This is a genomic window from uncultured Psychrobacillus sp. (assembly GCF_938022135.1).
Taxonomy (GTDB): Bacteria; Bacillota; Bacilli; order Bacillales_A; family Planococcaceae; genus Psychrobacillus.
The window spans coordinates 21643-47797 of record NZ_CALIED010000036.1 but is presented as its reverse complement, the minus strand read 5'-3'; the positions used below and the strand labels follow the sequence as shown (position 1 = coordinate 47797).

Here is a 26155-nt window from a genome sequence, read left to right as displayed (position 1 = left end):
TTCTGTGAAGTTTCTGTCTGATAGATTATAGGAGGGATTATATTGAAGAAACTTCTCATATTAATGCTCCCGTTTATTTGGCTAGCAGGATGCGATTCTAGCACAGAAAAGGATTTAGCTGTTGATGTTCCAGTCCCTGAAGAACAAGCTAGCGAGCTTGATGGAACAAAGGAAGCCTATTTAAGCAAATTAGACGAGATTGAAGATAGTTTGAAAGAATTTGATAAGGTGTATGAATCTGGAACTCAAGCGGATATGAATCAAGCTAAGTCAGAGACATTCAAAAGATGGGACGAGGCATTAAATGAAATTTATGATGTTCTTAAAGAACAGCTTACTGAAAGTGACTTCGAGGATTTAAAGAAGGAACAAGAAGACTGGATTGTGCAACGTGATCAAATAGCAGAAGAAAAATCACAGGAAGCTGAAGGTGGAACACTTGAACCATTCCTGTATGCGAGTGCTCTAGCCGATCTCACTAAAGAAAGATGCTATGAGCTAGTAAATAAATACATGAAGTAAGTAAACCGCCTCTCGTTTGAGTGGCGGTTTTTACTACATATACCAGCACTTATACTAATCGATTTAAATGAATAGTTAAAATTTTAGGAAAATATATGTTTCTAATTTCCATATATTAGTTTAAAATATAATTATTACCTTAAAAGGGGGACTATTTTTGAAGAAGATGGGAATTATTTTAACTGCTTCCGCGTTATCACTGGGAATGTTATCAGCTACTGCAAATGCATCAAATACGACAGGAACACAGCCTTATAATGTTGTGGCGCAAGTTGCTGCTACAGACGTTTTGGTGTCTAAAGAGGAATTACTTAAAAAGTTTAAGGCTAGCTTTCCAGGTGTTTTCGACTCAATCAAGCCTAGCGAATTCTACATGCATTCCTACGATAATCCATATGAAAATACAACTAGGCATAGTATGTCTTTTCATAAGCAGGAAAAAGGGAAGGAGATCTCGGGCAGCATAGGTTTTTATGGGGATAATTATGAGATAGAGTCTTTTCAATATGAACCAGTTGCCACTGCAGATTCTTTATTTCCAGGCAAAGTATCTAAAGATGGAGCTAAACAAATTGCCCATGATTTTATGAAAAAGTATATGAAGGACGGTAGCTACCAGTTAGAAGAAGGACTTGAAGATTTTTATTATAGTTCACAAATTTTAACTCGACCAATTCGCTATACTTTCTCTTTTAACCGAATGCAGGATGGTGTCGCTGTTGGGGATCAACAAGTTAATGTGACTGTGCTAGGAAATGGAGAGGTAGTAGGATTTAATCGGGCTATTCCAAGCAAGTCTTCTACCTTCGATGATGTAAAAAAGGGTAAAGATGCTGAAGTTATTCTAAATCAGATAAAGGATAATTTGACGGCTAAGCTGCAATATCAAATTACCTATCCAAACGAAGGTAATAAGCCTGATGTGAAGTTAGTTTATAAGCCTGAAATACTAAGTGTAAATGCTATTACTGGGGATTGGTTTAATTCCTATGAGTTTTTAAAGGAGTATCCTGCTCATAAAGGATCTGAAATGATTGTAGAAAAGGCATTGCCTGTCAAACACAATGGCATTACAAAAGAAGCGGCTAAGAAAACAGCAGAGAACTTATTGAAGGTCGATTCAAGTAAGATAAAATTAACGATTCAATCGGTAGAGGAAATGAAAAATTATAATGGACAAGAAGTGATCAGTGTTCACTACATGTATCATTTTTCTAATGGCTCAGGATCTGGGTCTAGTATAGAATTCGATAAGAAAACAGGAGAGTTAGTTCGTTTTCATAGTATGCAGCAAGAAATTAAGGAAATGTTAGACGAGAATAAAGATCAGAAGTCCCTATCATATGAGGAAGCATTAGCTAAGGCTGTGGAGTATGCAAAAGAGTATTTGCCTTCTTATCTTCATGAGTATGCGCTTCCTTCTGAGACCAGCTATGCCGATCCAATGAGTGGTTATTACTTCATTTTCCCTCGCATTGTTGATGGAGTATTGGTAGTGGGTGATCAGATAAATGTAAATATTCATAAGGACGGTTCATTAAGTAGCATAAGCATAGATAGACCTCTGATTGACGAGTGGCCATCAAAAGACAAAGTTATTTCTGAGAAAGAAGCAACAGAGACTTTTAAAAAATCCGTGATGCTAAAGACAAGCTATATGAAAGAATATATGAAGCGAGAAAATAATCACTACTATTTAATTTCTTCTCCATTGTTTAATGAAGAAGAATTTCAGGTTTTAGAGGCAAGCACTGGTAAATGGTTTAACCAATACAACAGAGAGGTACTACCAGAGGTTTCTCATCCAACTGCAGCCGCCGAATTAAATTACTTAATCCAATCTAAAGTGTTAACGGTAAAAGATGCAAAGTCTTTTAATGGAGATGCCGCAGTATCTAAAGGGGAAGCTATTAGGATAATGATGAATTCCTTAACATATATGTACCATGGCTATCCTATGGATGACTCCGAAAATGCTAAACAAACCTTTACTAATATCGATTCGAAGCATACTTCCTATCAGGCTGTTGAAAGAGCAGTAGAACTTGGTGTAATAGCTGCAGACAAATCAACCTTTGATGTGGATAGTCCTATTACTAAAGAGGAGCTATCTATATGGTATATTCGTGCATTAGGCTTAGAGGAAGCAGCTAAGCAAACCAAGATATACAAAAATGATTTCGCGGATAGCAAGAAAATTAAAGATGAATATATCGGCTATATTGTGTTGGCGGATTCTCTAGGACTATTAAAGGCAGAGAAAAATCAGTTTAACCCTACCAAGCAAGTGACCTATGCGGAGCTAGCTGTTTCTACAATTCGTTTGGGCCATGAGATGTCTAAAAAGGGAAGAGATTATAGATACGGCTATTAATCTAATGTTAGTAGGATGGATTTGAAGCGAATGATACTGAACCTTGCAGAGGGGGAGAGAAACCTTGCGGAGACGGAGGAGAACCTTGCACAAACGAGGTTGAACCTTGCGGAAAAAGGCTAGAACCTTGTAGAAACCAGGTTGAATCTTGCGCAAACCCTAAAACTAGGCGAAGACGCTTATATCTGCACCTGCTTAGTAATAAATCATTAAATTAGAAAAAACTCACCAATATTTAGCTTGGTGAGTTTTTGTATTACTTCAGTTTTAAATAAAACCAAATGGCATTGATGAAGGTTTGTACCTGACCTTTACTAGAGGTGTCATCAAAGGATGTTAAGAAAGGATTGAGCAATGGCTGAAGCACGCTTTTGCGAACTCGTTCTTTGTTGAGCTCAGAAATAATGGCCTCATAGAGATCCTCTTGCTCCATCGTAAAATTCTCTTCCTCTTCAATGTTCTTAGCCATTTTCATGAGCTCGCTTAACTCTACTGGCTTTCGATCTATATTCATCCTCATTAAATGGACGGAAGCAGGTTCAATTAAAGAAGTATTATGTTGAAGCATATAGGGAATGATAAGACCGATATATTGGAGTAGGACTGCTACAATTCGGTGAAGTGAAAACGTTGCATTTGTTACACGTTTTGTAAATAGTAAGTGCTGGAGCATGCCGTGAAATAGTATAGCACTTTCAAAGGCATTTTCAGAAATTTCTTCTCCAAATACGGAAATAAACCGAATCGCTAACCACTCTAGCTCGAATATACGATGCTGCATCACAAGTTTTTTTAGATCTATTTCATTGGAGCTAAGGATTGCATCAAAGAGAGCATATAGGCTTCTTTCTTCATTTAACTGAATAATACTATATATTTGTTGAGCTAAAATCTGTTGGTCCTTTTCTTTTTTCCCAACTTGGATTTGCATACGGAGCTGACTAGCATCATATCGTAATCCTTCTAGTATTTCTGCGATACAATCATTTTTTGAACTAAAATAATTATAAAAGGTTCCTTTTGAAATAGCTGCTCTATCAATGATGTCCTGGATAGAGGTTTGTTGTATTCCTTTTTCTACAAATAGCTTTAAAGCTACATCTGCAACATGTCTTTTACGTTTATTCATAAATCCTCCGATAGTAATCTGATGGCTTTAGTATATATATTGTGAACACAAAGTTCAACTATATTTAAACTAGGTGTACAAATATATTGAAAAAAATGAACTAATGGTTTAATATAATTCGAGTAATGAAGTAAATATAGAAAAATAGAATAGGGGAAAACGAAAGATGAGTGACACTGAAAATAAAAAAGCTACGTATTTAATGCTCGCAGTACTCTTTGTTGGAGCATTTGTATCGTTTTTAAATAACTCCCTTTTAAATGTAGCATTACCTTCCATTATGGTGGACTTAGACGTGGAATATTCTACTGTCCAATGGTTGGCAACTGGTTATATGTTAGTGAGCGGAGTGCTAATACCTGCATCAGCCTTTTTAATAAGAAGGTTTTCGAATAGAACATTATTTCTTACCTCCATGGCAATATTTACGTTAGGTACTGCTATGGCAGCAGTTGCTCCAAATTTTGGCTTCCTTTTAACAGGGCGTATGGTTCAAGCAGCTGGTTCCTCTGTAATGGGGCCTTTACTGATGAACGTAATGCTTGTTGCCTTCCCACGTGAAAAACGAGGAGCGGCTATGGGGATTTTTGGATTAGTTATGATCACAGCCCCTGCAATTGGGCCGACATTATCGGGGTTCATAGTACAATACTATGACTGGCGAGTTCTTTTCATCATGATTTTACCGTTAGCCGTTATTAGCTTGTTACTAGCTGTTTGGAAGCTAGGGAATGTTATGACAACTGACAAAACTGCAACAATTGACTTTGCCTCAATAATCCTTTCGACATTCGGTTTTGGTGGTCTGTTATATGGAGTCAGCACAGCAAGCACAGCTGGCTGGGATGATCCAATTGTAGTAACCACACTAATAGTGGGATTAGTAGCAATAGTTATTTTTGTAATTCGCCAGTTAAAGTTAGAACAGCCATTGTTAGATTTACGCGTATATAAGTATCCGATGTTTGCTTTAGCATCCATTATTTCAATTGTTAATGCAGTTGCTATGTTCTCGGGTATGATTTTAACACCAGCCTATGTGCAAAGTGTACGCGGTATATCTCCCTTAGACTCTGGACTACTAATGCTACCTGGGGCAATTGTTATGGGAATTATGTCTCCGATAACAGGGAAACTTTTCGATAAGTTTGGTCCCCGTACTTTAGCATTAATAGGATTGGTTATTACAGCAATTTCTACTTTCGAATTATCTAGACTACAAATAGATTCTACCTATTTATTTATTGTTATAATCTACACGATACGGATGCTAGGGATGTCTATGGTTATGATGCCAATCATGACAAATGGTTTAAATCAGTTACCAACACGTTTAAACCCGCATGGTACAGCTGTTAACAACACAGCTCAGCAGGTTGCTGGTTCCATTGGTACGGCAGTGCTAGTTTCTATAATGAACTATGTAACCACCAAAGAAGGGGAAAGCCTAATGGCCAACGTTGACCCTGCTACACTGACAGAGCAAACCATGGGCTTACTAGGTCAACAAGCTCTATTAGCAGGGATTCAATACTCCTTCCTAGTTGCTTTGGTTATGAATATAATCGCGTTAGTCTTAGCCTTCTTCTTGAAACGAGTAGATGTAAGCCCTGAATCATTACGTAAAATAGAAGAAGAACACCAAGAACCAAAAGCTTCTAATTAATTTTATTTAAAAAGGGCTAAAACAAATGCCCATTAAAAACGTAAAATCGAACTCGGTTTTACGTTTTTTCTTTTAGTTGCTTGAAGAGGAGGGGGCCAGGGTAAATTGCGAGTCGAAAGCCCACCCTCTGTAACGGAAAAACACTCCAACCAAATATAGATAGAAAACCCGAAATTTTACTCATCGTAAAACTTCGGGTTTTTTATTTTGGAAGTAGATTTATCCTAATATCTTTCATTTTTTCTTTTATGCGTGTTTTGAAAAAAAATAAAAAATAAATATTTAATAAAATGTCTAATTAAAAATAAAAGTGGGTAATAGATTAAAAGGTGTTGTGAAAAAAATAATAGAATATTCCCATAAAATTACTAAAGAGAGAGTGAGAGTTGGAAAATGTTTAATACGTATGAGGTTAAACCCTATTTTGATGAGATGCTAAAATCATGTGGAGAACCAAAACTACATTATCAAAACTTTTACAATATACTTAACCGGTTTTCTGTAGAAGAACTAAAAGAAAAACATGAAACAGCCCAACTTTCCTTTTTAAGACAAGGCATAACCTTTACAGTTTATAACAATAATACGGGAGCGGAACGTACTATGCCTTTTGATTTCATTCCAATTATCATTCCTCCTGAAGATTGGGAGACAATTCAAAAGGGAATGATACAACGCACAGAGGCTTTAAACTGTTTTTTACAAGACATTTACCACAAACAGAAAATTATAAAAGATGGAATTATCCCTCGAGATTTGATAGAGAATAATAAATATTACTATCACAAGCAAATTAAAAATATTAAAATACCATTAAATAACAACATATTTTTAGCAGGTATAGATTTAATTCGTGATGAAACGGGTAAGTATTTGGTGCTTGAGGATAATTTAAGAAACCCATCTGGTCTATCTTATGTATTCCAAAATCGATACGTTATGCGTCAGGTCTATCCCGAATTTTTTGCTAACCACTCCATTCATGCTTTGGAACAGCAAATAACCTATATCTATGAAGCAATCGTAGAACATGCTCCAGAAGGAGTAACTAACCCTAAGGCAGTACTGCTTACTCCAGGAATATATAACTCTGCGTATTACGATCATGTATTTTTAGCTCAACAAATGGGATTGCAGTTGGTCGAAGGCCGTGACCTAACAGTAGTTGATAACATTGTATATATGAAAACAATCCGTGGACTTGAAAAAGTAGATATTATTTATCGTAGAATTGATGATGACTTTTTGGATCCTTTAGAGTTTCGTGAGGATTCTACTCTTGGAGTTCCTGGTTTAATAGATGCATATAAATTAGGCAATGTGGCAATATTAAATGGTATAGGAAATGGTGTTGCTGATGATAAAGCAGTGTATACCTATGTTCCTGATATGATTAGATATTATTTAGAGGAAGAGCCGATTATTGATAACGTGAAAACCTATCGTCTGGATAATATAGAACAGAGGGAATGGGTACTTCAGCATTTATCAGAACTGGTCGTAAAAAATGTTGGTGCCTCAGGTGGCTATGATATGTTAATAGGCCCACATGCTACTAAAAAAGAAATAGAGAGATTTAGGGAAAAAATTTTAAAGACACCGGAGCAGTATATTGCGCAGCCGACTATTCAGCTGTCAAGAGCACCTGCGTATCAAGGAGAAGCGTTTTATCCATGTCATGTAGATTTACGAGTGTTTGTCATTAGAGGAGAGGATACACATGTATTTCCAGGTGGTCTTTCACGTGTAGCATTAAAGAAAGGCTCGCTAGTAGTAAACTCCTCACAAGGTGGTGGAGGTAAAGATACATGGGTCATGAAATCAGGGGGTTTTAGTTCATGTTAAGTCGTGTAGCAGATTCTTTATACTGGATGTCTCGAAATTTTGAGCGAGCGGAACAAAATGCAAGAATTTTAGATGTTCATTTAACTCAAATGGTTGAAACCTCTAGTGATGAATCATTTAAAGAGACACAGTGGAAGCTATTATATGAAGCGTGTTCTACTCTAGATGAATTAGAGGCATTGAAAAATAAAAAGAATAGCAAAGAGGAAGACCTAATATTCTACTTGGCATTAAGTCATGAAAATCCAAATTCGGTTTTCAATTGCGTACGTATTGCTAGAGAGAATGCAAGGGTTTGTCGTGATCACATACCTAATGAACTGTTTGAAGTGTGGAATGACGTCTTTCTATATACAAAAGATGCTCAAAATATCCCTTATTCTCTTCAGAACATGAGGTTATTTCTAAGCCAGATTAAAAAGGCTTCTTTCACTATTCAAGGAATTATTGAGTCAAACATGTCTCGTGGTATAGCTTACCATATGATGAAAATAGGAAATTGGTTAGAACGGGCTGAAAAAACTGCCAGAATTTTAAATGTAGTGTGTGAACATACAAGTGAAGCGGAGCTTTCTTATAAAAGAGATGAATATTATGCGTGGCTATCAGCACTTAGAATGCTGAATGGCTATGAGGCCTATTTGAAGGTGAATAGACCAAAAATGGATCCACGAACAATTCTTGCTTTTCTTATTGTCGATGAAACCTTTCCTAGATCCATTCATTACAATATGAATAGTGTGCAAAATGCAATTGATAATTTGGGAGGACAGAAGGCTAAACACTCAGAAAAGCTCCATTATCTTTTACAAAGGCTTCATCAAGACTTTGATGAAATGACTATTCAGGAGTTAGACTCCGAAGAAATGATGGAATTTCTGAATCGTTTTCAAAACCAATGTAATGAAATTGGGCAAACTTTCTCTGAAACCTATTACTTAATAGAACCAGTTTCTACATCTTCTACACTCCATATTCAAGTACAGACACAGAGTGACAATCATTGGATGAGTGGATCTCAGGTTTCAAATAATGAAAAAGCTTCCTCTTTAAAGTACAAAATTGAGCATACTAATATTTTCGATTATGAAACGATGGTCGATCAAAGTATGAATTCAATTCGTTTAAAGCCGAGAACAGACGAATGTCAACGATTGCTTTCCTACCGCGCAGAAATTAATCCTGTTGCCTTAACTAAGGAACACGTGGATATATGGGGAAACACAGTAGAATCATTTTTTATAGCAGACCATCATCGGCATTTAGAGGTTAAGACAACCTCTATTGTAAGTATTCAAAGAAGTCCGTGGGTTCATCGTATTGATTATTCGCCTGAAATGTACGCAATTTTTCATTCGAATCTTTTTAGAAGTCATTATTTAGCTTATTTAAGTAACACTGCTTACACTTATTTGACTCCAGAGCAAATAGAAAAGGTGGATAATGAAATAGGAGAAATGGTAAATCCGGTTAAATACTCAATTGATTTAATGGGATATTTGTTCAATCATTTCACATACGATGGCTCATCTACTACAGTTACCACTAAGGCGATTGAATCCTTCGACCTTAAAAAAGGTGTTTGTCAGGATATATCGCATGTGATGCTCGGAGTGTTAAGGACAAAGAATATACCAGCTCGGTATGTTAGTGGTTATTTGTATGTTGGAGAAAACTCTGCTTTAGTTGGTGATGCTGCTAGTCATGCATGGGTGGAGGTTATGGTACCTGGAATCGGCTGGGTAGGACTTGATCCAACGAATAACGTGGAGGCGTTAGAAAACCATATACGTGTAGGTGTTGGACGGGATTATAATGATGTTAGCCCTGTCCAAGGAGTATATAGAGGTGGAAGTCATTCGCTAGATGTGAAAGTATCTGTAAGTTTAATCGAGCAATAAGAAAGGCCTCAGCTTCAAAGTTGAGGCTTAATTAATGAGGCTCGACAGACCTATTTTTAAAAACAATGTGTTTAATCGGAAAGATTAAGGGAACATTTTAAATAGAATAAATTTACAAAGGAGGACAAGCAAATGAAGCATTTAAAAGCACTTCTTATTAAATTTCTGATGATAGCAGTAGTCCTTTTAGTTGTTTTGACTTTAATTTTTGATGTCCCATTCCTGGATTCTATATGGACTAGCTTAGTCTTAACTGTTTTAGCTTACATTTTAGGAGACTTCCTATTGTTCCGCCTAGCTGCTAATCGTTCAAGCCAAAATGTTCGAAATATGATTGCCACAGGTGGAGATATTATATTAGCATTCTTAACCATTTGGTTTATGCAAATTGCATTAGTAGATGCTGACGGAAATCTAGCGCTTGGAACACTTATTGCTGCATTAGTTATTGGTGGAGGCGAATGGTTCTTCCATAAATATTTGGATGGAAATGTATTTTACAAAAATAAACGTACAACAGCAGATGTCGCTGCCGATTATGGAGATTAACAAAAAACCCTCTTTTCTAAGGGGGTTTTTGTTATGGTTTGTTATTCTATTCAAGAAGAAGTGTTCGGGTGTCTAAAGAGTTACTTCAACGGCAAGCTGCTAATTGTTTTCGATCTAGCTTTCCTAAAGTGGTATAAGGTAATTGGTCAACAAAGATTATATCCTTTGGAAGATGAATACGTGGAATCCTTAAGCTAAGCCACTCTAATAAAGTTATCTCTGTTAATTGTTCGCCTTCGTTGTTCAGTTCGACGTATGCTATTAGCCTTTGACCATATTGTTCGTCAGCTATGCCTAAAATGGCCACTTCTTTTATCAAAGGATGATGTATTAATACTTGTTCTACTTCTTTAGGGTATATGTTGACCCCTGCAGAAACTATAAGATCGTCTGTTCTCCCACACAAGTAGTAATATCCGTTTGTATCCCTATATCCCATATCTCCAGTCTCCATCCAGGAAGCTTCTTTGTTTTTTATAGACCATCTGTTCTTTGTACATAGCTGTCCAATCTGTCCTTCTTTTAGTTGATTCCCATTTCCAATCACTTCTAGTTTCCCCCCTTTAACTAATCGGCCAATTGTGTCAGGAGAGTATTGCAAGTCTTTCGGTGTAGCAATCGTATTTAGACCAGCTTCGGAAGTGCCATAAAGGTTGTAGAGAATGGGTCCTAGCTTATTGTTGACCTCTTCTACTAGCTTGGCATTAAGGTGTGCTCCCCCTGAAGCAATACATTGTAGAGAGGTTAAATAATCAGGTTTATGCTTAACCAATTTATGAATCATAAGAGGTACAACTGTTATTATTTCGACTTTATGTCTTCTAATGATTTGACTAGCCTTTTCTGCTTGAAAGTACTCTGAAAGGATTACTTTTTTCCCTAGAGCGATAAAGGTAAGCAAAATTGCGATACCATACCCATGATAGAGAGGCGTTGCAATATATGCCGTACGATATTGCATTAGCCTCAATCGTTCTAACACAGTTAAAAAGGGATGTAAGTAGTTGATTAAAGAAGGTTTATGGACTGCTTTTTTAGGTGTCCCAGTTGTCCCGCCTGTTAGCAATATGAGCCTACCTTTTGACGATCTTTTCATCGATGTAGCTTTTAGTCTGATATCTTCATGAATGAAATGGTTAATGTAACTACTTTCAATTGCCAAGTGGAGTAGTTGAAGATCTTTTAATATTGATCTGGCTTCTTCATCATATATGTATAAATCGAAATGATAGGTGTCTACTAATTGCTTAAATTGAATGGTACTCATCGTTGGATTCATCAAATAAACATTAGTTCCTAAGCGGGAAGCAGCAAAAATAGAATGAACAAAATGATGATGATTTTTGCTTAAAATAGCTACATTTTTACCTGAACTTAAATGCCGGTTGTCTTTCAAGTAAATAGAAGCAACCTCACAGTTCCTTGCTAATTGGTTATATGTAATACTTTCGGTGTCGGTTACTATGGCTATCTGATTGCCAAATCTTTTTTCCGCAAGCCGTACTAAAACCATTAAGTTAATACCTTCTTTATAAATCGTAAAGATTAAACGAAACAAGCCAGAAGGAGAGAGGAGCCCTATCTTCCATATTACTTGCAGTAAGGAAATAATCATTTGTTAAGCCCTCTTTTCTGAAGGAGTTTAGGCAATACATAATCCCATCCTCTTCGGCCGACTAATGAACCTATTTGACCGAAAATCAGCCACCAAGGTTGAAAAGTTTTTCTTTTTGTATAAAGGAAATTTGCTATAATCTTTGCAACATGTAAAGGACTCATGGCAGGTGTATTACGATAGGCAAGGGTAGGCTCAATCATTGGAGTCCTAACTAATGGTAGGTATACCGTGGTAGTTAAAATACCCTTTCCATTTATTTCGGGAGACACGGAGCGGAACCATGTATCAAATGCAGATTTAGACGCCTGATAAGCGGCCCAAAAAGGTATAGGAAGAAGCAAGGCATTAACTGTCGACACATTTACAATATGCCCTTTATTTTTTTCTATTAAAGGTATGGTGGACAATAGCAGTTGCACGGGAGCGAAGTAATTAATGGCCATCGTCCTAGTGAAATCATGATAACGATTTAATGACTTGTCAATCGAACGATTAATGGACAAGCCTGCATTACTAACGATAATATCCAGTCCATTGGGGAGCTGATGCAAAAAGCGTAGTAATCTTTCCAGATCTTTATCTTCTCTCATATCTGCCGAAATAATGCTTACCTTAGCTTTGTAGGATTCTATATCTTCTTTTATTAGCAATAGTTCTTTTTCGCGTCTTGCTACCAATACAAGGTGTACGTTTATATTCTTTAAAACAAACGCAAGTTCTCTACCTATTCCAGAGCTAGCTCCAGTAATAAGAACTGTTTTAGCATCAAGTTTATCTTCTAGCTTTCTTTCATCCAAATGAATAGAAGGGAAGAGTATTTTTTCTACAATAGAATAGTTAACCATTTTAAACAGCCCTTTATGATTAGAAAATTTAGTTATATACATTTTAACACCTAAACCAGACACAAAATACAAAAATCGGAAAATTTAGAATCTAATTATTAGCTTTCTACGTTTTAATATGATATTATTACCTCGAATTAGAGATATATTGAACTGAGGTAAGTCGTTAGTTTATAGCTTTACCTGAAAGAGCAAGTTTTGTATTTAAAATGTTTGGGCAAAATAAATAAGAGCAAAGGTAGGAGGAAAAGATATGTTGAAAATAGGTATTATTTTAGGGTCTACCCGTGAAGGTAGATTAAGCCCACAAGTGGGTAACTGGGTGAAAGAAATAGCAGACAAGCGTGGAGATGCTCAATATGAAATTATTGATATTGCTGAATTCAAGCTCCCATTACTTGGAGAAGCTGGTGTAGATGCTTCTGGTGCCGCAGCCTGGTCTTCAAGAGTTGCTAATTGTGATGGATTCGTATTTATCGTACAAGAATACAACCATTCCATTACAGGTGCATTAAAAAATGCGCTAGATTATCTACGTGTGGAGTGGAACAATAAAGCAGCAGGAATCGTATCTTACGGATCAGTAGGTGGAGCTCGTGCAGCCGAGCACTTAAGAGGTATTCTAGGAGAGCTATTAGTAGCAGACGTACGCGTACATCCTGCCCTATCATTATTTACCGACTTTGAAAACGGTACAGACTTCAAACCAGCTGCCGTTCAAACAGACTCAGTAAACCAAATGCTAGACCAAGTCATCCCATGGGCAACAGCACTAAAAACCATTAGGTAACAAGAAAAGCGAAAGCGCCTATCCCTGCCCCGACAGGCAAATGGGAAAATGCGAGGAGGCAGCTCTTCAGCCACCGCAAACGCTCTTGTTTTCGACGAGCTTGCACAGGAGCAGTATTATCCCATTTGACCCGAGGGGCAAGGCACAGTAGCTAGACACCAAGAAAAGCGAAAGCGCCTATCCCTGTCCCGACAGGCAAATGGGAAAATGCGAGGAGGCAGCTCCTCGTAATAGCTTACAATTACAAAAATCCACTCTACTGTATAAGAAGAGTGGATTTTTGCATTCATACGATGTTGCAAAGAATTACAAGCTAATCAGGTTGTTGGAACTTCTTTTGGCGAGCGACTAGTAAGATTTTTCTCTTTCATTGAAAAACCAGTGAGTCCGTAAACAAACGTAAAAATTGGAGTTAGCAATGCTAAAAAGCAGAATGGAAGATAAGTCAATGTCGGTACTCCTAGCGTAGTTGCAGTGAAGACGCCACTTGCTGTCCAAGGTAGCAAAGCACAGCCCTGTGTTGCGGTATCTTCCATAGCCCTTGAAAGATTTTCAGGCCGTAAATTAAACTTATCAAACAGTGGTTTCATGAATGTTCCAGTCATAACTCCTGCAAACGAGAAGCTTCCCCCAAGACCGAGTGTAAAATAGGACATGATCATCGTTACAAAAACGAGTAATGCTCTACTCTTAATCATTTTAATTATAGAATCAATGATGGTTACTAGCACTCCCGAGATATTCAATAAACCCCCTAAGCCAAGGGCGAAAATAAAGATTGCTACCATTGGCAGCATGCTTACTAATCCCCCTCGCTGTAGCAAGGAATCGATCGCTTCAATACCTGATTCTACAAAAAATCCATTATAAGCTACTCCCAAAATACTTGTCATATCTATACCTTGGTAAAAAATAGCGACAAGGGCACCTGCGACCCCGCCTAAAAAAACGGAGATAATAGCGGGTTGTTTTGTAATTAGTAGTACAAAGAGAAATAGTGCTGGAATAATAGAGATAATACCTAAATTAAAGTTTGCTGCTAAATATCCTGTCAAGCTATTAACTTCAGCTGAATTAACAGCTGCCACTTCAGTATTTAAACCGATAAGGGTAAATATAATTGCTGATAAAACGTAGGCGGGAACGGTTGTCCAAAGCATGTGCTTCACATGTGTAAAGACATCAATGCCTACTACTGCGGCAGCAAGGTTTGTTGTATCGGATAAGGGAGAAAGCTTGTCTCCAAAGTAAGCCCCACTTACGATCGCTCCAGCTGTCATCGCCAGAGAAACATCTAAGCTTTGACCTACCCCAATCATAGCAATCCCTGCTGTGCCTAAAGTTGCCCAAGAAGAGCCTGTAGCCATTGAGACCACAGAACAAAATAAAAGAGTAGTTACCAAGAAAAATTGAGGAGAAATAGATTGAATTCCATAATAGATTAAAGTAGGAACTGTACCAGATGCTATCCATGTACCGATTAATATTCCTACTGACATTAATATTAGGGAAGGCTTGAGGGCTTTAAGCATGGAAGCAAACATTGCTTTTTCAATTTCTTCATAAGAATAGCCAAGACGCAAAACAAAAGGGATGAGAACAACGATCGCAGTGAACAGCATAATTTGAATAGGGGCTTCCAATAGTATCAATCCAGTGGATATAACCGCAACCATTAAAATGAGGATGAATAATGAATAGGATAAAGATGGTTTTTTTATTGTTTTTTCCATTTAATCACTCCTTTTATTAGATATAAAATCAAGAATTGAAGCTAATACTATGTTGTTATATTATTCAGAAAATATATTAGTGGTAACTAGATACCCTCTTTTTGTGTATTATTAACATTTTTTTGAGAAGTTTTTGTACATTTTTCTAAATGGAGCAGGTTGAGTGGGGGCTTTTTAATAAGTTAGAAATAAAAGAAAGCCCCATCACCGGGTGATGGAGCTGATGATATTATTATCTTTGTGTTGCTCGGAACCCTGCTGCTTCAGCTTCTTCCTTACTGCAAAACATTTCTTCGGCAACTGTCATTTCATAATATTGCTGACCAGGGACATGATAGATTTTCTCACCCTTAGAATTGATATTACCTTTTATTGTACAATCAGTAATACTATCCGGTTTCTTTTCCTCATTAGCTTTTTTAACTGCTTTCACTTCTTCAACCGCATCTTTATCGTAGCCACGATTCGTAACATAATTCTCCACTGACCATATCCCGATTGCTTGCTGTTGAGCTTTTTTCTGAATGGCTTCAAACCAGTCTACATGCTTAGTATTAGGTGCGTAAATGTAAGCAACTCGGGCAAGACCTTGTTTTAACAGTTCTTCTTGCAGACTCTTTCCATCAGAAGTATAGATATAAGCAAGAAGTCGATTATATTTATCTCTATAGGAGACATCGAACTCTAAAAAGACAGTATCCTGCCCCTTCAGTAATTGTTTCGTAAAATCCTTTGCATCCTGTCCAAAAGGCTGTTCTCCTAGCTTAGGATGGTTAGTTTCGGGAGTGTCTACCAATAAAAAGCGCACGTTTTCATTTGCACCATTGTATTTTATTTTAATCGTATCCCCGTCGATCACGCTGACCAATGGAAATTCTTCAAGCTTAGAGACGTCATGAGTAGTGCTCGACGTAGCTTCAGATGATTCTTTTTTTGGAGCAGTCTCAGCTGTCTCCGAAGTTTGCTGCTCAGTGATTGGATTTTTGTCCTCCACCACTAACTGATCTATACTGCTGCATGCTCCTAGTAAGATGGTTAAGGATAAAATATACATAATCCATTTTTTCATGTTTCATACCTCTCTCTTTCAATCGGTCACTATCTTAACATACAAGTAAAAGAGAGTGAAAGAGAAATAGAAGAATTCAGTACGTAAGATGTAGTCATTTTCCATTTTAATATTTTTCATTTACATTGAACGTTTTTATGTAAATTAACGTCTAACAGTTACAAAAGAGGGGGAACAAAAATGGAGCACCTAGTTAGGAAAGCAATCACAGGAGATGACGATGCTTTCTTACAGCTAATGCAAATACATCGTGATGTTCTATATAAAACTGCCTTTATATATTTAAAAAATGAACATGATGTGTTGGAGGCTCTTCAGGAAGTGACGTTTCGAGCCTATACCAAGCGTCACCAAGTAAAGGAACCGTCCTTCTTTCAAACTTGGCTAGTGAGAATCCTGTTGAATTATTGTATGGACACATTGAAGAAGCAGGGCAATTTATTTTCGTTAAATGAAGATGTAGAAAAAGAACAACATTCCTCTAACCAGGATCTTATGCTTGCACTTAGAGAGTTGCCGAGTGCACAACGAGAGCTCATTCATTTAAAATACTTTAATGATTTAAAGGTGAGCGAAATTGCAAGAAGGCTAAAAATTCCAGAGGGGACAGTTAAGTCAAGATTACATCATACGCTAAAGAAAATTCGTGTTTTTATGGGAGAGAGAGGGGGCGATGTTTAATGACCAACGTAAAACAAATTAAGCATTTAGTAAATGAACAAATGGAAGCTATCCAGGTTAGTTCAGCTACTGGAGGCGCCATATTAAACGGTATTAAGATAGCACAAAGAAAAAAACAGCGCAGGTCTAAGATAGGATTTAGCCTCTCAGCTATAGCCGTGCTTTTCCTTGGCTTCGCCTTTATGACACGCATTTCTCCAGCCTTTGCCCAGATTTTTGAGGATGTACCGGGCTTGGGGGCTATTGTAGCGATCGTAGAATATGACAGGGGGGTAGAAGATAGTGTCGTAAACAACTATTTTGAGGCAATTGGTGTTTCTGTAAAAGAAAATGATGTTACTTTTACGTTAGATGCGGTGATAGCGGATGCTACTGGTATGCTACTCTCGTATACCCTCGAGTCTCCTAATCCCGTAAATGATTATCATCTAGGAGACACAGTCCTGCTCCAAAATGAGGAAGAGCTTGGTCTTGCTTACGTAACTTCCGAGCATACTCAAGAAGATGTGATTCAAAAAATGGAGAGCACCATTAGGATCTCTGACCCTAGTGGTGTGATTGATTATAATAATCCAGACTTTACATTAAAGTTTTCAATACGTGGAGAAGAGGATTTAAAATTTGTCATACCATTTGAGTTGAAAAATAAAGTTGCCAAGCCAAAGCATTACAAGCTAAATCGTGAGGTGGTAGTAGAAGGACAAAAATTTACTGTAGAACAAGTAAAAATATCTCCTTTGCATGTCGCGATTGATATAAAAACGGATCCACAAAATGATATGGTTATTTTTAATTTTTCTTCTATTAAATTGCAGAATGAAAGAGGAAACGTATGGGGAAGTGGATCCACATCCATTAGTAGCTTTGGAAGTGCTGATACTACGAAAAGAACGATTTATTTAGAAAGCAATTATTTTCAGGAATCAGAAGAATTATATTTAGTTATCGGTGATATTTTGGCTATGCCAAGGGATGAACGAGAGATCGTTATAGACTTTGATAAAAAAGAAGTGGCTTCTATATCTAAACAATATCCTTTGCAGCTAGAAATAATAGATGAGTCTAGCTTCAAGGTGGATTTTGACAATAATTTAGGCTTTAATCAAACCATTTTCACTAACGGCGAGGATAGAAATGGCCGTAAAGTGCCGCTAGCTATATCTCATAGACTTTCTGACACCACTAATTCTCAAGTATTTACTTTAGAGCAAGGAACCAAGAATAATCCAGTAACCTTTGTACTGCAGGGATATCCTAACTATTTGAAGAACGATACACGCATTAAGGTTAAATAGGGAGTGCTTAAAACACAGTCATTAAAAAAAGAAATTTAATACCATTTAGTTTCTTGTTGTGGGATAATTAGGAAAAACGTGGGAGGTACTATGGCACTTTTTCTAGGATTATTATCTATGTTGTTTGGTTCTCTTTTTATGTCATTGACAGTTGATGAGCTAGGTTCGATTGGTAACTTATTTTTATTGATCTATGGGATAGGTTTATTTTTGCTTGGTGCATTGGTGCTTGGCTCGAGAAAAAAGAAACGAGTAAGAAAGCCTATGAACATCAAACGAACAGGTATTTCCTTAGCTGTTTTAGGGCTCATTTTATTATTTGGAAGTTACATTCAGAAGAATATACCTCTAGTCTACCTTGGCTCTATCCTATTAATAGCTGGTGTTATTTTTATGCTAACTAAGCTTGAAGAAGTTCAGTTAAATGTAAAGCCAATAGTAATATGCATATATATGATTACATTTGGAATGGTGATGGTTATCACTACATTTTTGGGATTACCAAATGAAGATTTAAGAACCTTCGGATTTGTCCAGTTAATGCTGGGGATTATTTTTGCCGTGCTTGAAAGCGTGAAGGAAATAAAACCTCCAGCTAAGCAAATGTCCTTTAAAGCAAAATAATATATTTTTTCTCCAAATGAGGGTACTCTAAATGTGTGAGAAAAACTTATACATAAGGAGAGATTTGCATGCAAGCAATTACAGGGAAAACAGCATTAATCACTGGTGCAGGTCGAGGCATTGGTCGCGCAACAGCTATAGCCTTTGCTAAAGAGGGTATTAACCTTGGACTTTTAGGAAGAACAATCGAAAACTTAGAGGCAGTTGCAAGTGAGCTACAAACATATGGTGTAAAAGTTTCCATAGCTGCTGCTGATGTATCCAACATGGAATCTGTGAACAGTGCAGTTGAAAAAATTCGTGGGGAGCTTGGCCCAATCGAAATCTTGGTAAACAATGCCGGCATCTCTAAATTCGGTAAATTCCTTGAAGTAGATCCAGAGGACTGGGCTAAGATCATTCAAGTAAATGTGATGGGCGTGTACTACGTAACTAGAGCAGTACTACCAGACATGATCGAAAAAAATGCAGGGGACATTATTAATATCTCTTCTACTGCAGGACAAAAGGGAGCTCCAGTTACAAGTGCTTATAGTGCATCTAAAGCTGCGGTAATCGCACTAAGTGAATCTCTAATGCTAGAAGTAAGAAAGCAAAATATCCGTGTTGTTACATTAACACCAAGCACTATTGCTACAGACATGGCAATCGAATTAAACCTGACAGACGGAAATCCAGAAAAAGTAATGCAACCAGAAGACATCGCTGACTTTATGGTAGCTCAGCTGAAAATGAACCCAAGAATTCTGCTTAAATCTGCAGGACTATGGTCAACTAATCCATAATAATTATAAAATGGTCGCGATGAAAATCGCGGCCATTTTTTGTTTTTAATCATGTCAGCTCGGACTCCTACAATGTCTGGCTAGATTACTACAATCAACTCAAACTTTACGACAATCGAGCAATGGATTACGACAGTGCCACCACGAATTACTACAATCCAAATGGATTACGATAATGACCGGATAGATTACTACAATCAACTAAAAATTTACGACAATCGAGCAATGGATTACGACAATGCCACCACGAATTACTACGATCCAAATGGATTACGATAATGACCGGCTAGATTACTACAATCAACTCAAACTTTACAACAATCGAGCAATGGATTACGACAATGCCCACATAATTTACTACAATCCCTTTTTCACTTCACGACACTCACCCAAATAGTTCTTTGTCACCCACTCTAAATACTCTTTTACCTCTCAAGTCAAAAAAACTTATTTTAATTGGAATATTCTAATTTTATGGAGCATATATATAAATAAGTTTGTGTTTAAAAGGGAGGAGAGTTAGGAAACAGATTATGTTCAAGCAACCTATTCCATAGATAAGTTAATAGACAAGCATAGGAAGATATAGATATGAAAATATAGTAATAAATTGGGGGACTATTTAGGTGAGATTAAATAAGCTTGGGATTATTTTAACTTCATCGGCATTGACCGTTGGGTTATTTTCTACTACTGTAAGCGCTGCTCCAAATGGGACGAATCAGACTAGTAAACCGATTGTACAGGTAGCTGCTTCAAACGTTGTTTATACAAAGGACGATTTAATTAAAAAGTTTCGCTCGTATTTTCCAAAGCAGTTTGATTCATTGAAAAGCAGTGATTTTCAGATGAGTAGTGGCAATTATTATACTCCAGAGGATGAGACATCCCGGTATAGTCTTAGCTTTACCCAGACAATAGAAGGTAAACGAGTTTATGGAAGTGTTGGGTTTGTTGGAGATAATTTAGATATTGAGCATTTTTCATATTCTCCACCAATTGGATCAGATGCCTTATTCCCGGCAAAGGTATCTAAGGACGAAGCTAGAAAATTAGCCGTAGACTTTGTGAAAAGCTTGTTGAAGGAGGATTCCTATCAGCTCGAAAGCGATAATAATTACTATTATCCAACAAGAATTTTAACAGAACCAATTAACTACTCTTTTTCATTCACTAAAACTAAAAATGATATATCTATATCCGATAACCGTGTAGATATAAATGTTCTTGGAAACGGTCAAATTACTAGTTTTTATAAATATCCCTCTACACAAGAAAAGAATACATTTGATGAGGTAAAAAATATTAAGTCTGAAAAAGATATATTAAACAAATTAAAAGAGAATCTAGGAGTAGAGCTTCAATATCAGGTAAATATTGACTATCAATCGGGAGAGCGTACGGTTAAGCTAGTCTATCAACCGACAGGTAATTTTCTTGGATTGAGTGCTGCTACAGGTAAGTGGTTAACTCCAAATGGATATACGGATCAATTTCCATCCAAAGCAAAGCTTAAAAAGATTGTAGAGAAGCCTCTGCCTGCAAAGCAGAAGGGGATCACTATGGAACAAGCGAAGAAAGCAGCTGAAAAGCTGTTAGAAAATAAATCTGACAAGCTTAAATTAAGCATTCAATCTATTGATGAGATTGAGAACTATAATGGTCAGACGGTTTACAGTATTCAGTATATGTATAACCATAGAAACGGTGGTAGCGGTGCTAGTATTGAAATTAACAAGGCTACTGGGGAAGTCATTCAATATCACAATATGTTAGGGTATTTAATGAATGAACTTGGAGAGAAACAGGAAGTTGCCAAGCCAATTTCTCAGAAGGATGCTTTAGCGAAAGCAACAAGCTATATTAAAGAATGGATTCCTTCTTACTTACACAACTTTAGTATGCCTGTCGATGAGCCTTATTATGAGGAAAATATGGGCGCATATAACTTCTCCTTCCCACGAGTTGTTAATGGCATAATAGTAAGTGGAGATTCCATAAACGTTGGAGTTTCAGCAGATGGTTCCTTGAGCAGCTTATATGTAAATGAACAAAAGGTGGAAGAGTGGCCTTCTCTTAAGGAAGTGATTTCCGCAAAAGAGGCAAAGACACTTTTAAATAATTCTTTAAAAGTTAAACTGAATTATTCAAAGCAAATGCAAAAGAAAGATAATAAACACTATGACTTACTGTATGTGCCTGTATATAACGACAGCTCTTATAGTACCCTAGATGCTACGACTGGTAAATGGAGCAGTCTGTTTGGTGGAGAGCAAAGCTCTGTGGTTGTTTCTCATCCAACTGCACAGGAAGAGCTAAACTATCTAATAAGCACAAAAATTTTAGATGTAAAAGATGCTAAGGCTTTCAATGGAGATGCAGCTATTACGAAGGGCGAGGCCTTAAAAATATTAATGAATTCCTTAACCTACTTCTATGAGGGAAGGTATTATTATGGCAATGAAACGGTGGAGCAAACATTCGATAATATAGATCCAAAACATCCATTATTTCAGTTGATTGAGCGTGCTGTAAGTGCTGAAATTATAAAGGCGGGGGATAAGAAGTTTGATGTTGATTCACCAGTAACAAGAGAAGAACTTTCTGCTTGGTATATCCGTGTGCTAGGGCTAGAGCATGCGGCTAAGCATTATGATATATACAAGGTTAACTTTGAGGATACAAATAAAATTAAATCCGACTATATTGGTTATGTAGCGTTAGCGAATAAGTATGGATTATTTGCCACTGAAAAAAATCAATTTAATCCGCAACAGGAAGTTACTTATGCGGAAATGTCGGTTTCTACTATACGCTTAGCCCATGAAATTGCTAAAAAGGGAAGATACAATAATTATTAATCATTAAGCTAGGAGCCCTCGTTGAAGCGAGGGCTTTTCTACTTCTATCATTTGGTTAGTGGGGTGTAAAATGGTAAACAGATGGATCACTTTTGATTTAGATGGAACGATTATGCAAAATCCTTTTATTGATTATGTATTTCCTGAAATACGCAATGCCATTTGCGAGGAGAATAGAAACTTAACAAATTGTGTAGAATCATTTGTTGCAGAGCATAGAAATCGCCTGAATCAACGACAATACGTGGAGGCATATGATTGGGAAGAAATCATTACTTCCTATACCCAGTTACATGAGTTAAATTTGTTGATTAACGTGGAAGAGATAGTAAAAAAACACTGTGTTCCAGGTGCCATCTATCTTTTAGAAGAAGGAATTTTAGAAGTACTGCAGGAGCTAAAGCTAAGGGGCTATACTCTTGGGGTCATAACAAATGGCTACTCTAAATTTCAGATGCCAGTAATGAATGCTTTAGGACTGACCCCGTATTTTGAAAGAATAATTACACCTGACATGATTGGCTATGCAAAGCCAGATGAGGGAGTATTTATGGAGTTAGGCGAAGTTGTAGCTCATATAGGAGACCGAATTGATCACGATATCATACCTGCAAATACTTGGGGTGCTAAGGCAATCTGGATTAACAGAAGCTTACCGGAGCAACTTAAGTCTATCAAGCTAGAGTTAAGAACCCAACATGAAATGCTCAGGGATATTATCCTAGCTAAACTGATTAGAGAATCACAGGTTAATTTAAGAACTATTCCAAGAGAAGCTATACCTTATTCTGTAATTTATAAATTGGAGGAGCTATTGGATATTTTTTTGTAACCTCACTTGCACTTACTTACAAAGGTTGGTAATTTAAGTAGTATCAAAGTTAAAGTAGGGAGTAAGAGCAATGGAGCAGTTCATGGTACCAATTCAATATAATATATTAAAGGAACAAGCCAAAAAGTTAGTAAAAGGTCTCGGTGTTACTAGGGATAGATCTGTTATAAAAGCATTAAAAGAGCTTGTTCAGGAAAAAAGTGCTGAGGTTTTTATAGGTTTAAATGAAGAACAGCAAATGTTAATCGATAGAGTGTTGGAGCTAGAAAATAAAGAGCAACTCGAAGTGTATTTGGCAGAAGCTAAGAACTACGTTATTCCTTTCCCAGAGATTACGGGACAAACCATTAAAAAGTTTTTTCCAAAAGATAAGAAACTCAAGGCACCTAAGCTAACAGTTGAAGAAAGAAGCAGCATAGTATATTTTTGTATAACTGACATAGGTACTAACCGTAAATATATTATTTATGAAAATGCTGGTGAGCTTTTTGGAAGACGGGGAACATACGGAAACCAAGTGAAAAAAGGCATTTGCGCCATCTGTAACCACTTAGAAGAAGTAACCTTGTTTATGATGAATTCCAAAAAAGGTAGTGAGGGGACATTCACGAAGCAAGGAAATACGATCTGCATGGATAGCATAAAATGCAATGAAAATATAACAGATTCTACTAAGCTGACAGAGTTTTTTAGCAATGTAAAATAATTCATAAATGCTCATTGATAGAAGCAAATCAATCAATGAGCATATTTTATATACACCCCCTTTGAAGATTCCTAAAATAGTTCAATCAAACAACTTATTAAAGAAGCAGGCATTAATTTTATGCCTGCTTCTTTTTCTGTTCTTTAATGTGGGACTAGACAATATATTGGTGTATAGGGATATGTAAGCGTGTTAAAAGACGGATAAAGGGGACCAAAAGTATGCTTTCTAAATTCTTCTCTAAGCAAAAGCTGAATATCTACGCACCGTTTAGCGGCATTGTAAACCCTCTAGATCAAGTTCCAGATCCAGTATTTAGTGAAAGGATGCTAGGTGAGGGGGTAGCTATCCTGCCAGTTAGCGGAGATGTTTTCGCTCCTTGTGATGGTTCTATTATTCATCTTGCGACCACAAAGCATGCGATCGGTCTTCGAGCAGGAGATGGGACGGAGATACTCATTCATATCGGTTTAGAGACCGTGTCCTTGGGTGGACAAGGCTTTACTGCATGTGTAGAACAAGGCGACATAGTAAAAAAAGGACAATTACTAATCCAGGTAGATTGGGATTTTTTACGTGAAAAAGCCATAAATCTAGTAACTCCTATTGTAGTGACTAATAGTAACGAGAAGAAGGTCAATTTAATAGACACTCCACAAGCTGAAGAAGGAAAAACAATTCTTATGACGGTTTCTTCGAAATAAACGAATAGAGGTGAAAGTAGTATAAGAGTTTGTGGAATTAGTTAAGGCAATCATTATCTTTTATCCCATGAATCTATGAAAAGAATAGGAGATGCAAACAATGAAGAGCTATATTCAAAGGCTTGGTCGTTCATTAATGCTTCCGGTTGCAGTACTACCTGCTGCAGCAATACTGCTGGGAGTGGGGTATTGGCTCGACCCGACAGGCTGGGGAACTGACAATGTAGTTGCCGCTTTTCTTATTAAAGCAGGCGGGGCAATATTAGATAATCTAGCGGTCCTTTTTGCGGTTGGTGTGGCGATTGGACTTTCGAAGGAAAGAGATGGTGCGGCAGCACTTAGTGGGCTAGTTGCATTTTTAGTCGTAACTACTATGCTTTCTCCAGCTACCGTTTCCTTGCTTCAAGGAATTGATGTGGGCGAGGTAGATGCAGCATTTGGAAAAGTAAATAATGCCTTTGTCGGAATCCTTTCAGGAATGATAGCGGCTGCAATGTTCAATCGCTTCAGTCATGTAAAGCTTCCAGACTTCCTTGCTTTTTTCAGTGGAAAACGAATGGTACCAATTGTTACTTCTTTTGTGATGCTGGCTATTTCCGTAGCCCTATTCTTCATTTGGCCGATTGTTTACGGAGGGTTGGTTTCATTTGGAGAAACAATCAGTGGACTAGGAGCAGCGGGAGCAGGGCTTTATGGCTTCTTCAACCGTCTTTTAATCCCAACAGGTCTTCATCATGCTTTAAACGCAGTTTTTTGGTTTGATACGATCGGGATCAGTGATATTAAGAATTTTTGGTCAAGCACAGGGGAAAAAGGGATAACAGGTATGTATCAAGCAGGTTTTTTCCCAATCATGATGTTTGGTTTACCAGCAGCAGCGTTAGCTATGTACCATACAGCTAAAACGAAGCGGAAAAAACAAGCGGCATCCTTAATGCTTGCGGCTGGTTTTGCATCCTTCTTCACTGGTGTAACAGAGCCTCTTGAATTTGCCTTCATGTTCTTAGCACCTGCTTTATATGTGGTTCACGCTGCTCTAACAGGTCTATCCTTATTTATTGCTGCATCCTTTCAGTGGACAGCCGGATTTGGTTTTAGTGCAGGTTTTATAGATTATTTCTTAAGCTTGAGTATTCCAATTGCCAACCAGCCTTATATGCTCATAGTGCAAGGATTGGTATTTGCAGTTATTTACTATTTCTTATTCCGTTTCCTAATTATAAAATTCAATTTAAAAACACCTGGAAGAGAAGATGAGGATGAGGTAGAGGTGGTAACAGAGGCAACTTCTGCTGATAATAAGTTTGCAGTAATGGCTACTAAAATTTTTGCTGGACTTGGTGGCAAGGAAAATGTAACGTCTGCAGAGCATTGTGCTACTCGTTTACGTGTAGAAGTTAAAAATATGGATCTAGTAGACCAAATGAAAATCAAATCATCCGGGATTCATGGCATTAATGTAGTAGGGCCTAAAAGTATTCAAGTCATTGTTGGCACAAACGTTCAATTTGTTGCTGATGAGGTAGATAAATTGAGAAAGTAAAAGATTATATGAGTAATTAAACTAACTTAACATAGGCCGACTCTGGGAGGAGTCTGCCTCTTTTTTCTATTAAGGATTATGGA

The 26155-nt window shown here is 37.2% G+C and carries 22 protein-coding genes; 17 read left to right on the top strand and 5 right to left on the bottom strand.

The window, feature by feature from the left end:
- The first annotated feature begins 42 nt into the window (after positions 1 to 42).
- Together Q0371_RS08070 and Q0371_RS08065 are read left to right on the top strand one after the other, a co-directional pair.
- Positions 43 to 522 (top strand): lysozyme inhibitor LprI family protein, encoded by a 480-nt coding sequence (locus Q0371_RS08070; RefSeq protein WP_298470158.1) that lies wholly within the window; start codon positions 43 to 45, stop codon positions 520 to 522.
- 166 nt (positions 523 to 688) lie between these two features.
- The gene (locus Q0371_RS08065) at positions 689 to 2896 is read left to right on the top strand and encodes a YcdB/YcdC domain-containing protein (protein WP_298470201.1); all 2208 of its coding nucleotides are present in this window, start codon (positions 689 to 691) and stop codon (positions 2894 to 2896) included.
- A 256-nt stretch (positions 2897 to 3152) separates the two neighbouring features.
- Here the strand turns inward: Q0371_RS08065 and Q0371_RS08060 are convergent, their stop codons facing one another.
- The gene (locus Q0371_RS08060) at positions 3153 to 4025 is read right to left on the bottom strand and encodes a TetR/AcrR family transcriptional regulator (protein ID WP_298470156.1); all 873 of its coding nucleotides are present in this window, start codon (positions 4023 to 4025) and stop codon (positions 3153 to 3155) included.
- Between the two features lie 166 nt (positions 4026 to 4191).
- Between Q0371_RS08060 and Q0371_RS08055 the strand changes: the two genes are divergently transcribed.
- From Q0371_RS08055 to Q0371_RS08040, 4 genes are all read left to right on the top strand, one after another.
- Positions 4192 to 5691 carry a DHA2 family efflux MFS transporter permease subunit gene (locus Q0371_RS08055; RefSeq protein WP_298470153.1) on the top strand — a complete coding sequence of 500 codons (1500 nt, stop codon included), beginning with the start codon at positions 4192 to 4194 and terminating at the stop codon, positions 5689 to 5691.
- A 393-nt stretch (positions 5692 to 6084) separates the two neighbouring features.
- Entirely contained in the window at positions 6085 to 7536 is a 1452-nt protein-coding gene (locus tag Q0371_RS08050) for a circularly permuted type 2 ATP-grasp protein (protein ID WP_169360444.1), read from the top strand.
- The gene (locus Q0371_RS08045; protein ID WP_298470151.1) at positions 7530 to 9437 is read left to right on the top strand and encodes an alpha-E domain-containing protein; all 1908 of its coding nucleotides are present in this window, start codon (positions 7530 to 7532) and stop codon (positions 9435 to 9437) included. Before Q0371_RS08050 ends, Q0371_RS08045 begins: the two co-directional genes overlap by 7 nt.
- 132 nt (positions 9438 to 9569) lie before the next feature.
- Positions 9570 to 9986, top strand: a complete 417-nt coding sequence (locus tag Q0371_RS08040) for a DUF2512 family protein (protein WP_298470149.1) — start codon at positions 9570 to 9572, stop codon at positions 9984 to 9986.
- Between the two features lie 85 nt (positions 9987 to 10071).
- On the opposite strand, the gene Q0371_RS08035 is transcribed toward Q0371_RS08040, so the two are convergent.
- Together Q0371_RS08035 and Q0371_RS08030 are read right to left on the bottom strand one after the other, a co-directional pair.
- A complete protein-coding gene (locus tag Q0371_RS08035; protein ID WP_298470147.1) occupies positions 10072 to 11601 on the bottom strand; it encodes an AMP-binding protein in 1530 nt (509 codons plus the stop codon).
- Positions 11598 to 12449: an SDR family NAD(P)-dependent oxidoreductase gene (locus Q0371_RS08030; RefSeq protein WP_298470145.1), complete on the bottom strand. Its 852-nt coding sequence runs from the start codon at positions 12447 to 12449 to the stop codon at positions 11598 to 11600. Before Q0371_RS08030 ends, Q0371_RS08035 begins: the two co-directional genes overlap by 4 nt.
- 253 nt (positions 12450 to 12702) lie before the next feature.
- Between Q0371_RS08030 and Q0371_RS08025 the strand changes: the two genes are divergently transcribed.
- Entirely contained in the window at positions 12703 to 13239 is a 537-nt protein-coding gene (locus tag Q0371_RS08025) for an NADPH-dependent FMN reductase (RefSeq protein ID WP_298470143.1), read from the top strand.
- Between the two features lie 317 nt (positions 13240 to 13556).
- Here the strand turns inward: Q0371_RS08025 and nhaC are convergent, their stop codons facing one another.
- Together nhaC and Q0371_RS08015 are read right to left on the bottom strand one after the other, a co-directional pair.
- Positions 13557 to 14972, bottom strand: a complete 1416-nt coding sequence (gene nhaC / locus Q0371_RS08020) for a Na+/H+ antiporter NhaC (protein WP_298470142.1) — start codon at positions 14970 to 14972, stop codon at positions 13557 to 13559.
- Between the two features lie 232 nt (positions 14973 to 15204).
- Positions 15205 to 16041, bottom strand: a complete 837-nt coding sequence (locus Q0371_RS08015) for a thermonuclease family protein (RefSeq protein WP_298470141.1) — start codon at positions 16039 to 16041, stop codon at positions 15205 to 15207.
- A 180-nt stretch (positions 16042 to 16221) separates the two neighbouring features.
- Here Q0371_RS08015 and Q0371_RS08010 point away from each other — a divergent pair, with 180 nt between their 5' ends.
- From Q0371_RS08010 to nagE, 10 genes are all read left to right on the top strand, one after another.
- Entirely contained in the window at positions 16222 to 16722 is a 501-nt protein-coding gene (locus Q0371_RS08010) for a sigma-70 family RNA polymerase sigma factor (protein WP_298470140.1), read from the top strand.
- Positions 16722 to 18017, top strand: a complete 1296-nt coding sequence (locus Q0371_RS08005; protein WP_298470138.1) for a DUF4179 domain-containing protein — start codon at positions 16722 to 16724, stop codon at positions 18015 to 18017. The genes Q0371_RS08010 and Q0371_RS08005 overlap by 1 nt, the downstream gene beginning before the upstream one ends.
- A 90-nt stretch (positions 18018 to 18107) precedes the next feature.
- Positions 18108 to 18641 carry a hypothetical protein gene (locus Q0371_RS08000; protein ID WP_298470136.1) on the top strand — a complete coding sequence of 178 codons (534 nt, stop codon included), beginning with the start codon at positions 18108 to 18110 and terminating at the stop codon, positions 18639 to 18641.
- Between the two features lie 68 nt (positions 18642 to 18709).
- Positions 18710 to 19426, top strand: a complete 717-nt coding sequence (locus tag Q0371_RS07995; protein WP_169360527.1) for a 3-ketoacyl-ACP reductase — start codon at positions 18710 to 18712, stop codon at positions 19424 to 19426.
- A 135-nt stretch (positions 19427 to 19561) separates the two neighbouring features.
- Positions 19562 to 19705, top strand: a complete 144-nt coding sequence (locus tag Q0371_RS07990) for a hypothetical protein (RefSeq protein ID WP_298470134.1) — start codon at positions 19562 to 19564, stop codon at positions 19703 to 19705.
- Between the two features lie 347 nt (positions 19706 to 20052).
- Positions 20053 to 22287, top strand: a complete 2235-nt coding sequence (locus Q0371_RS07985) for a YcdB/YcdC domain-containing protein (protein WP_298470132.1) — start codon at positions 20053 to 20055, stop codon at positions 22285 to 22287.
- A 70-nt stretch (positions 22288 to 22357) separates the two neighbouring features.
- Positions 22358 to 23119 carry an HAD family hydrolase gene (locus Q0371_RS07980; protein ID WP_298470130.1) on the top strand — a complete coding sequence of 254 codons (762 nt, stop codon included), beginning with the start codon at positions 22358 to 22360 and terminating at the stop codon, positions 23117 to 23119.
- A 70-nt stretch (positions 23120 to 23189) separates the two neighbouring features.
- Entirely contained in the window at positions 23190 to 23825 is a 636-nt protein-coding gene (locus Q0371_RS07975) for a FusB/FusC family EF-G-binding protein (protein WP_169360524.1), read from the top strand.
- A 221-nt stretch (positions 23826 to 24046) separates the two neighbouring features.
- A complete protein-coding gene (locus Q0371_RS07970; protein ID WP_298470128.1) occupies positions 24047 to 24529 on the top strand; it encodes a PTS glucose transporter subunit IIA in 483 nt (160 codons plus the stop codon).
- Positions 24530 to 24629: 100 nt separating this feature from the next.
- Positions 24630 to 26072: an N-acetylglucosamine-specific PTS transporter subunit IIBC gene (gene nagE, locus Q0371_RS07965; protein WP_298470126.1), complete on the top strand. Its 1443-nt coding sequence runs from the start codon at positions 24630 to 24632 to the stop codon at positions 26070 to 26072.
- Positions 26073 to 26155 lie beyond the last annotated feature (83 nt).

Coding starts and splice junctions, on each gene's coding strand:
- Q0371_RS08065 (WP_298470201.1), top strand. CDS start 689: ATGGGAATTATTTTAACTGCTTCCGCGTTATCACTGGGAATGTTATCA.
- Q0371_RS08060 (WP_298470156.1), bottom strand. CDS start 4,025: ATGAATAAACGTAAAAGACATGTTGCAGATGTAGCTTTAAAGCTATTT.
- Q0371_RS08055 (WP_298470153.1), top strand. CDS start 4,192: ATGAGTGACACTGAAAATAAAAAAGCTACGTATTTAATGCTCGCAGTA.
- Q0371_RS08050 (WP_169360444.1), top strand. CDS start 6,085: ATGTTTAATACGTATGAGGTTAAACCCTATTTTGATGAGATGCTAAAA.
- Q0371_RS08045 (WP_298470151.1), top strand. CDS start 7,530: ATGTTAAGTCGTGTAGCAGATTCTTTATACTGGATGTCTCGAAATTTT.
- Q0371_RS08040 (WP_298470149.1), top strand. CDS start 9,570: ATGAAGCATTTAAAAGCACTTCTTATTAAATTTCTGATGATAGCAGTA.
- Q0371_RS08035 (WP_298470147.1), bottom strand. CDS start 11,601: ATGATTATTTCCTTACTGCAAGTAATATGGAAGATAGGGCTCCTCTCT.
- Q0371_RS08030 (WP_298470145.1), bottom strand. CDS start 12,449: ATGGTTAACTATTCTATTGTAGAAAAAATACTCTTCCCTTCTATTCAT.
- Q0371_RS08025 (WP_298470143.1), top strand. CDS start 12,703: ATGTTGAAAATAGGTATTATTTTAGGGTCTACCCGTGAAGGTAGATTA.
- nhaC (WP_298470142.1), bottom strand. CDS start 14,972: ATGGAAAAAACAATAAAAAAACCATCTTTATCCTATTCATTATTCATC.
- Q0371_RS08015 (WP_298470141.1), bottom strand. CDS start 16,041: ATGAAAAAATGGATTATGTATATTTTATCCTTAACCATCTTACTAGGA.
- Q0371_RS08010 (WP_298470140.1), top strand. CDS start 16,222: ATGGAGCACCTAGTTAGGAAAGCAATCACAGGAGATGACGATGCTTTC.
- Q0371_RS08005 (WP_298470138.1), top strand. CDS start 16,722: ATGACCAACGTAAAACAAATTAAGCATTTAGTAAATGAACAAATGGAA.
- Q0371_RS08000 (WP_298470136.1), top strand. CDS start 18,108: ATGGCACTTTTTCTAGGATTATTATCTATGTTGTTTGGTTCTCTTTTT.
- Q0371_RS07995 (WP_169360527.1), top strand. CDS start 18,710: ATGCAAGCAATTACAGGGAAAACAGCATTAATCACTGGTGCAGGTCGA.
- Q0371_RS07980 (WP_298470130.1), top strand. CDS start 22,358: ATGGTAAACAGATGGATCACTTTTGATTTAGATGGAACGATTATGCAA.
- Q0371_RS07975 (WP_169360524.1), top strand. CDS start 23,190: ATGGAGCAGTTCATGGTACCAATTCAATATAATATATTAAAGGAACAA.
- Q0371_RS07970 (WP_298470128.1), top strand. CDS start 24,047: ATGCTTTCTAAATTCTTCTCTAAGCAAAAGCTGAATATCTACGCACCG.
- nagE (WP_298470126.1), top strand. CDS start 24,630: ATGAAGAGCTATATTCAAAGGCTTGGTCGTTCATTAATGCTTCCGGTT.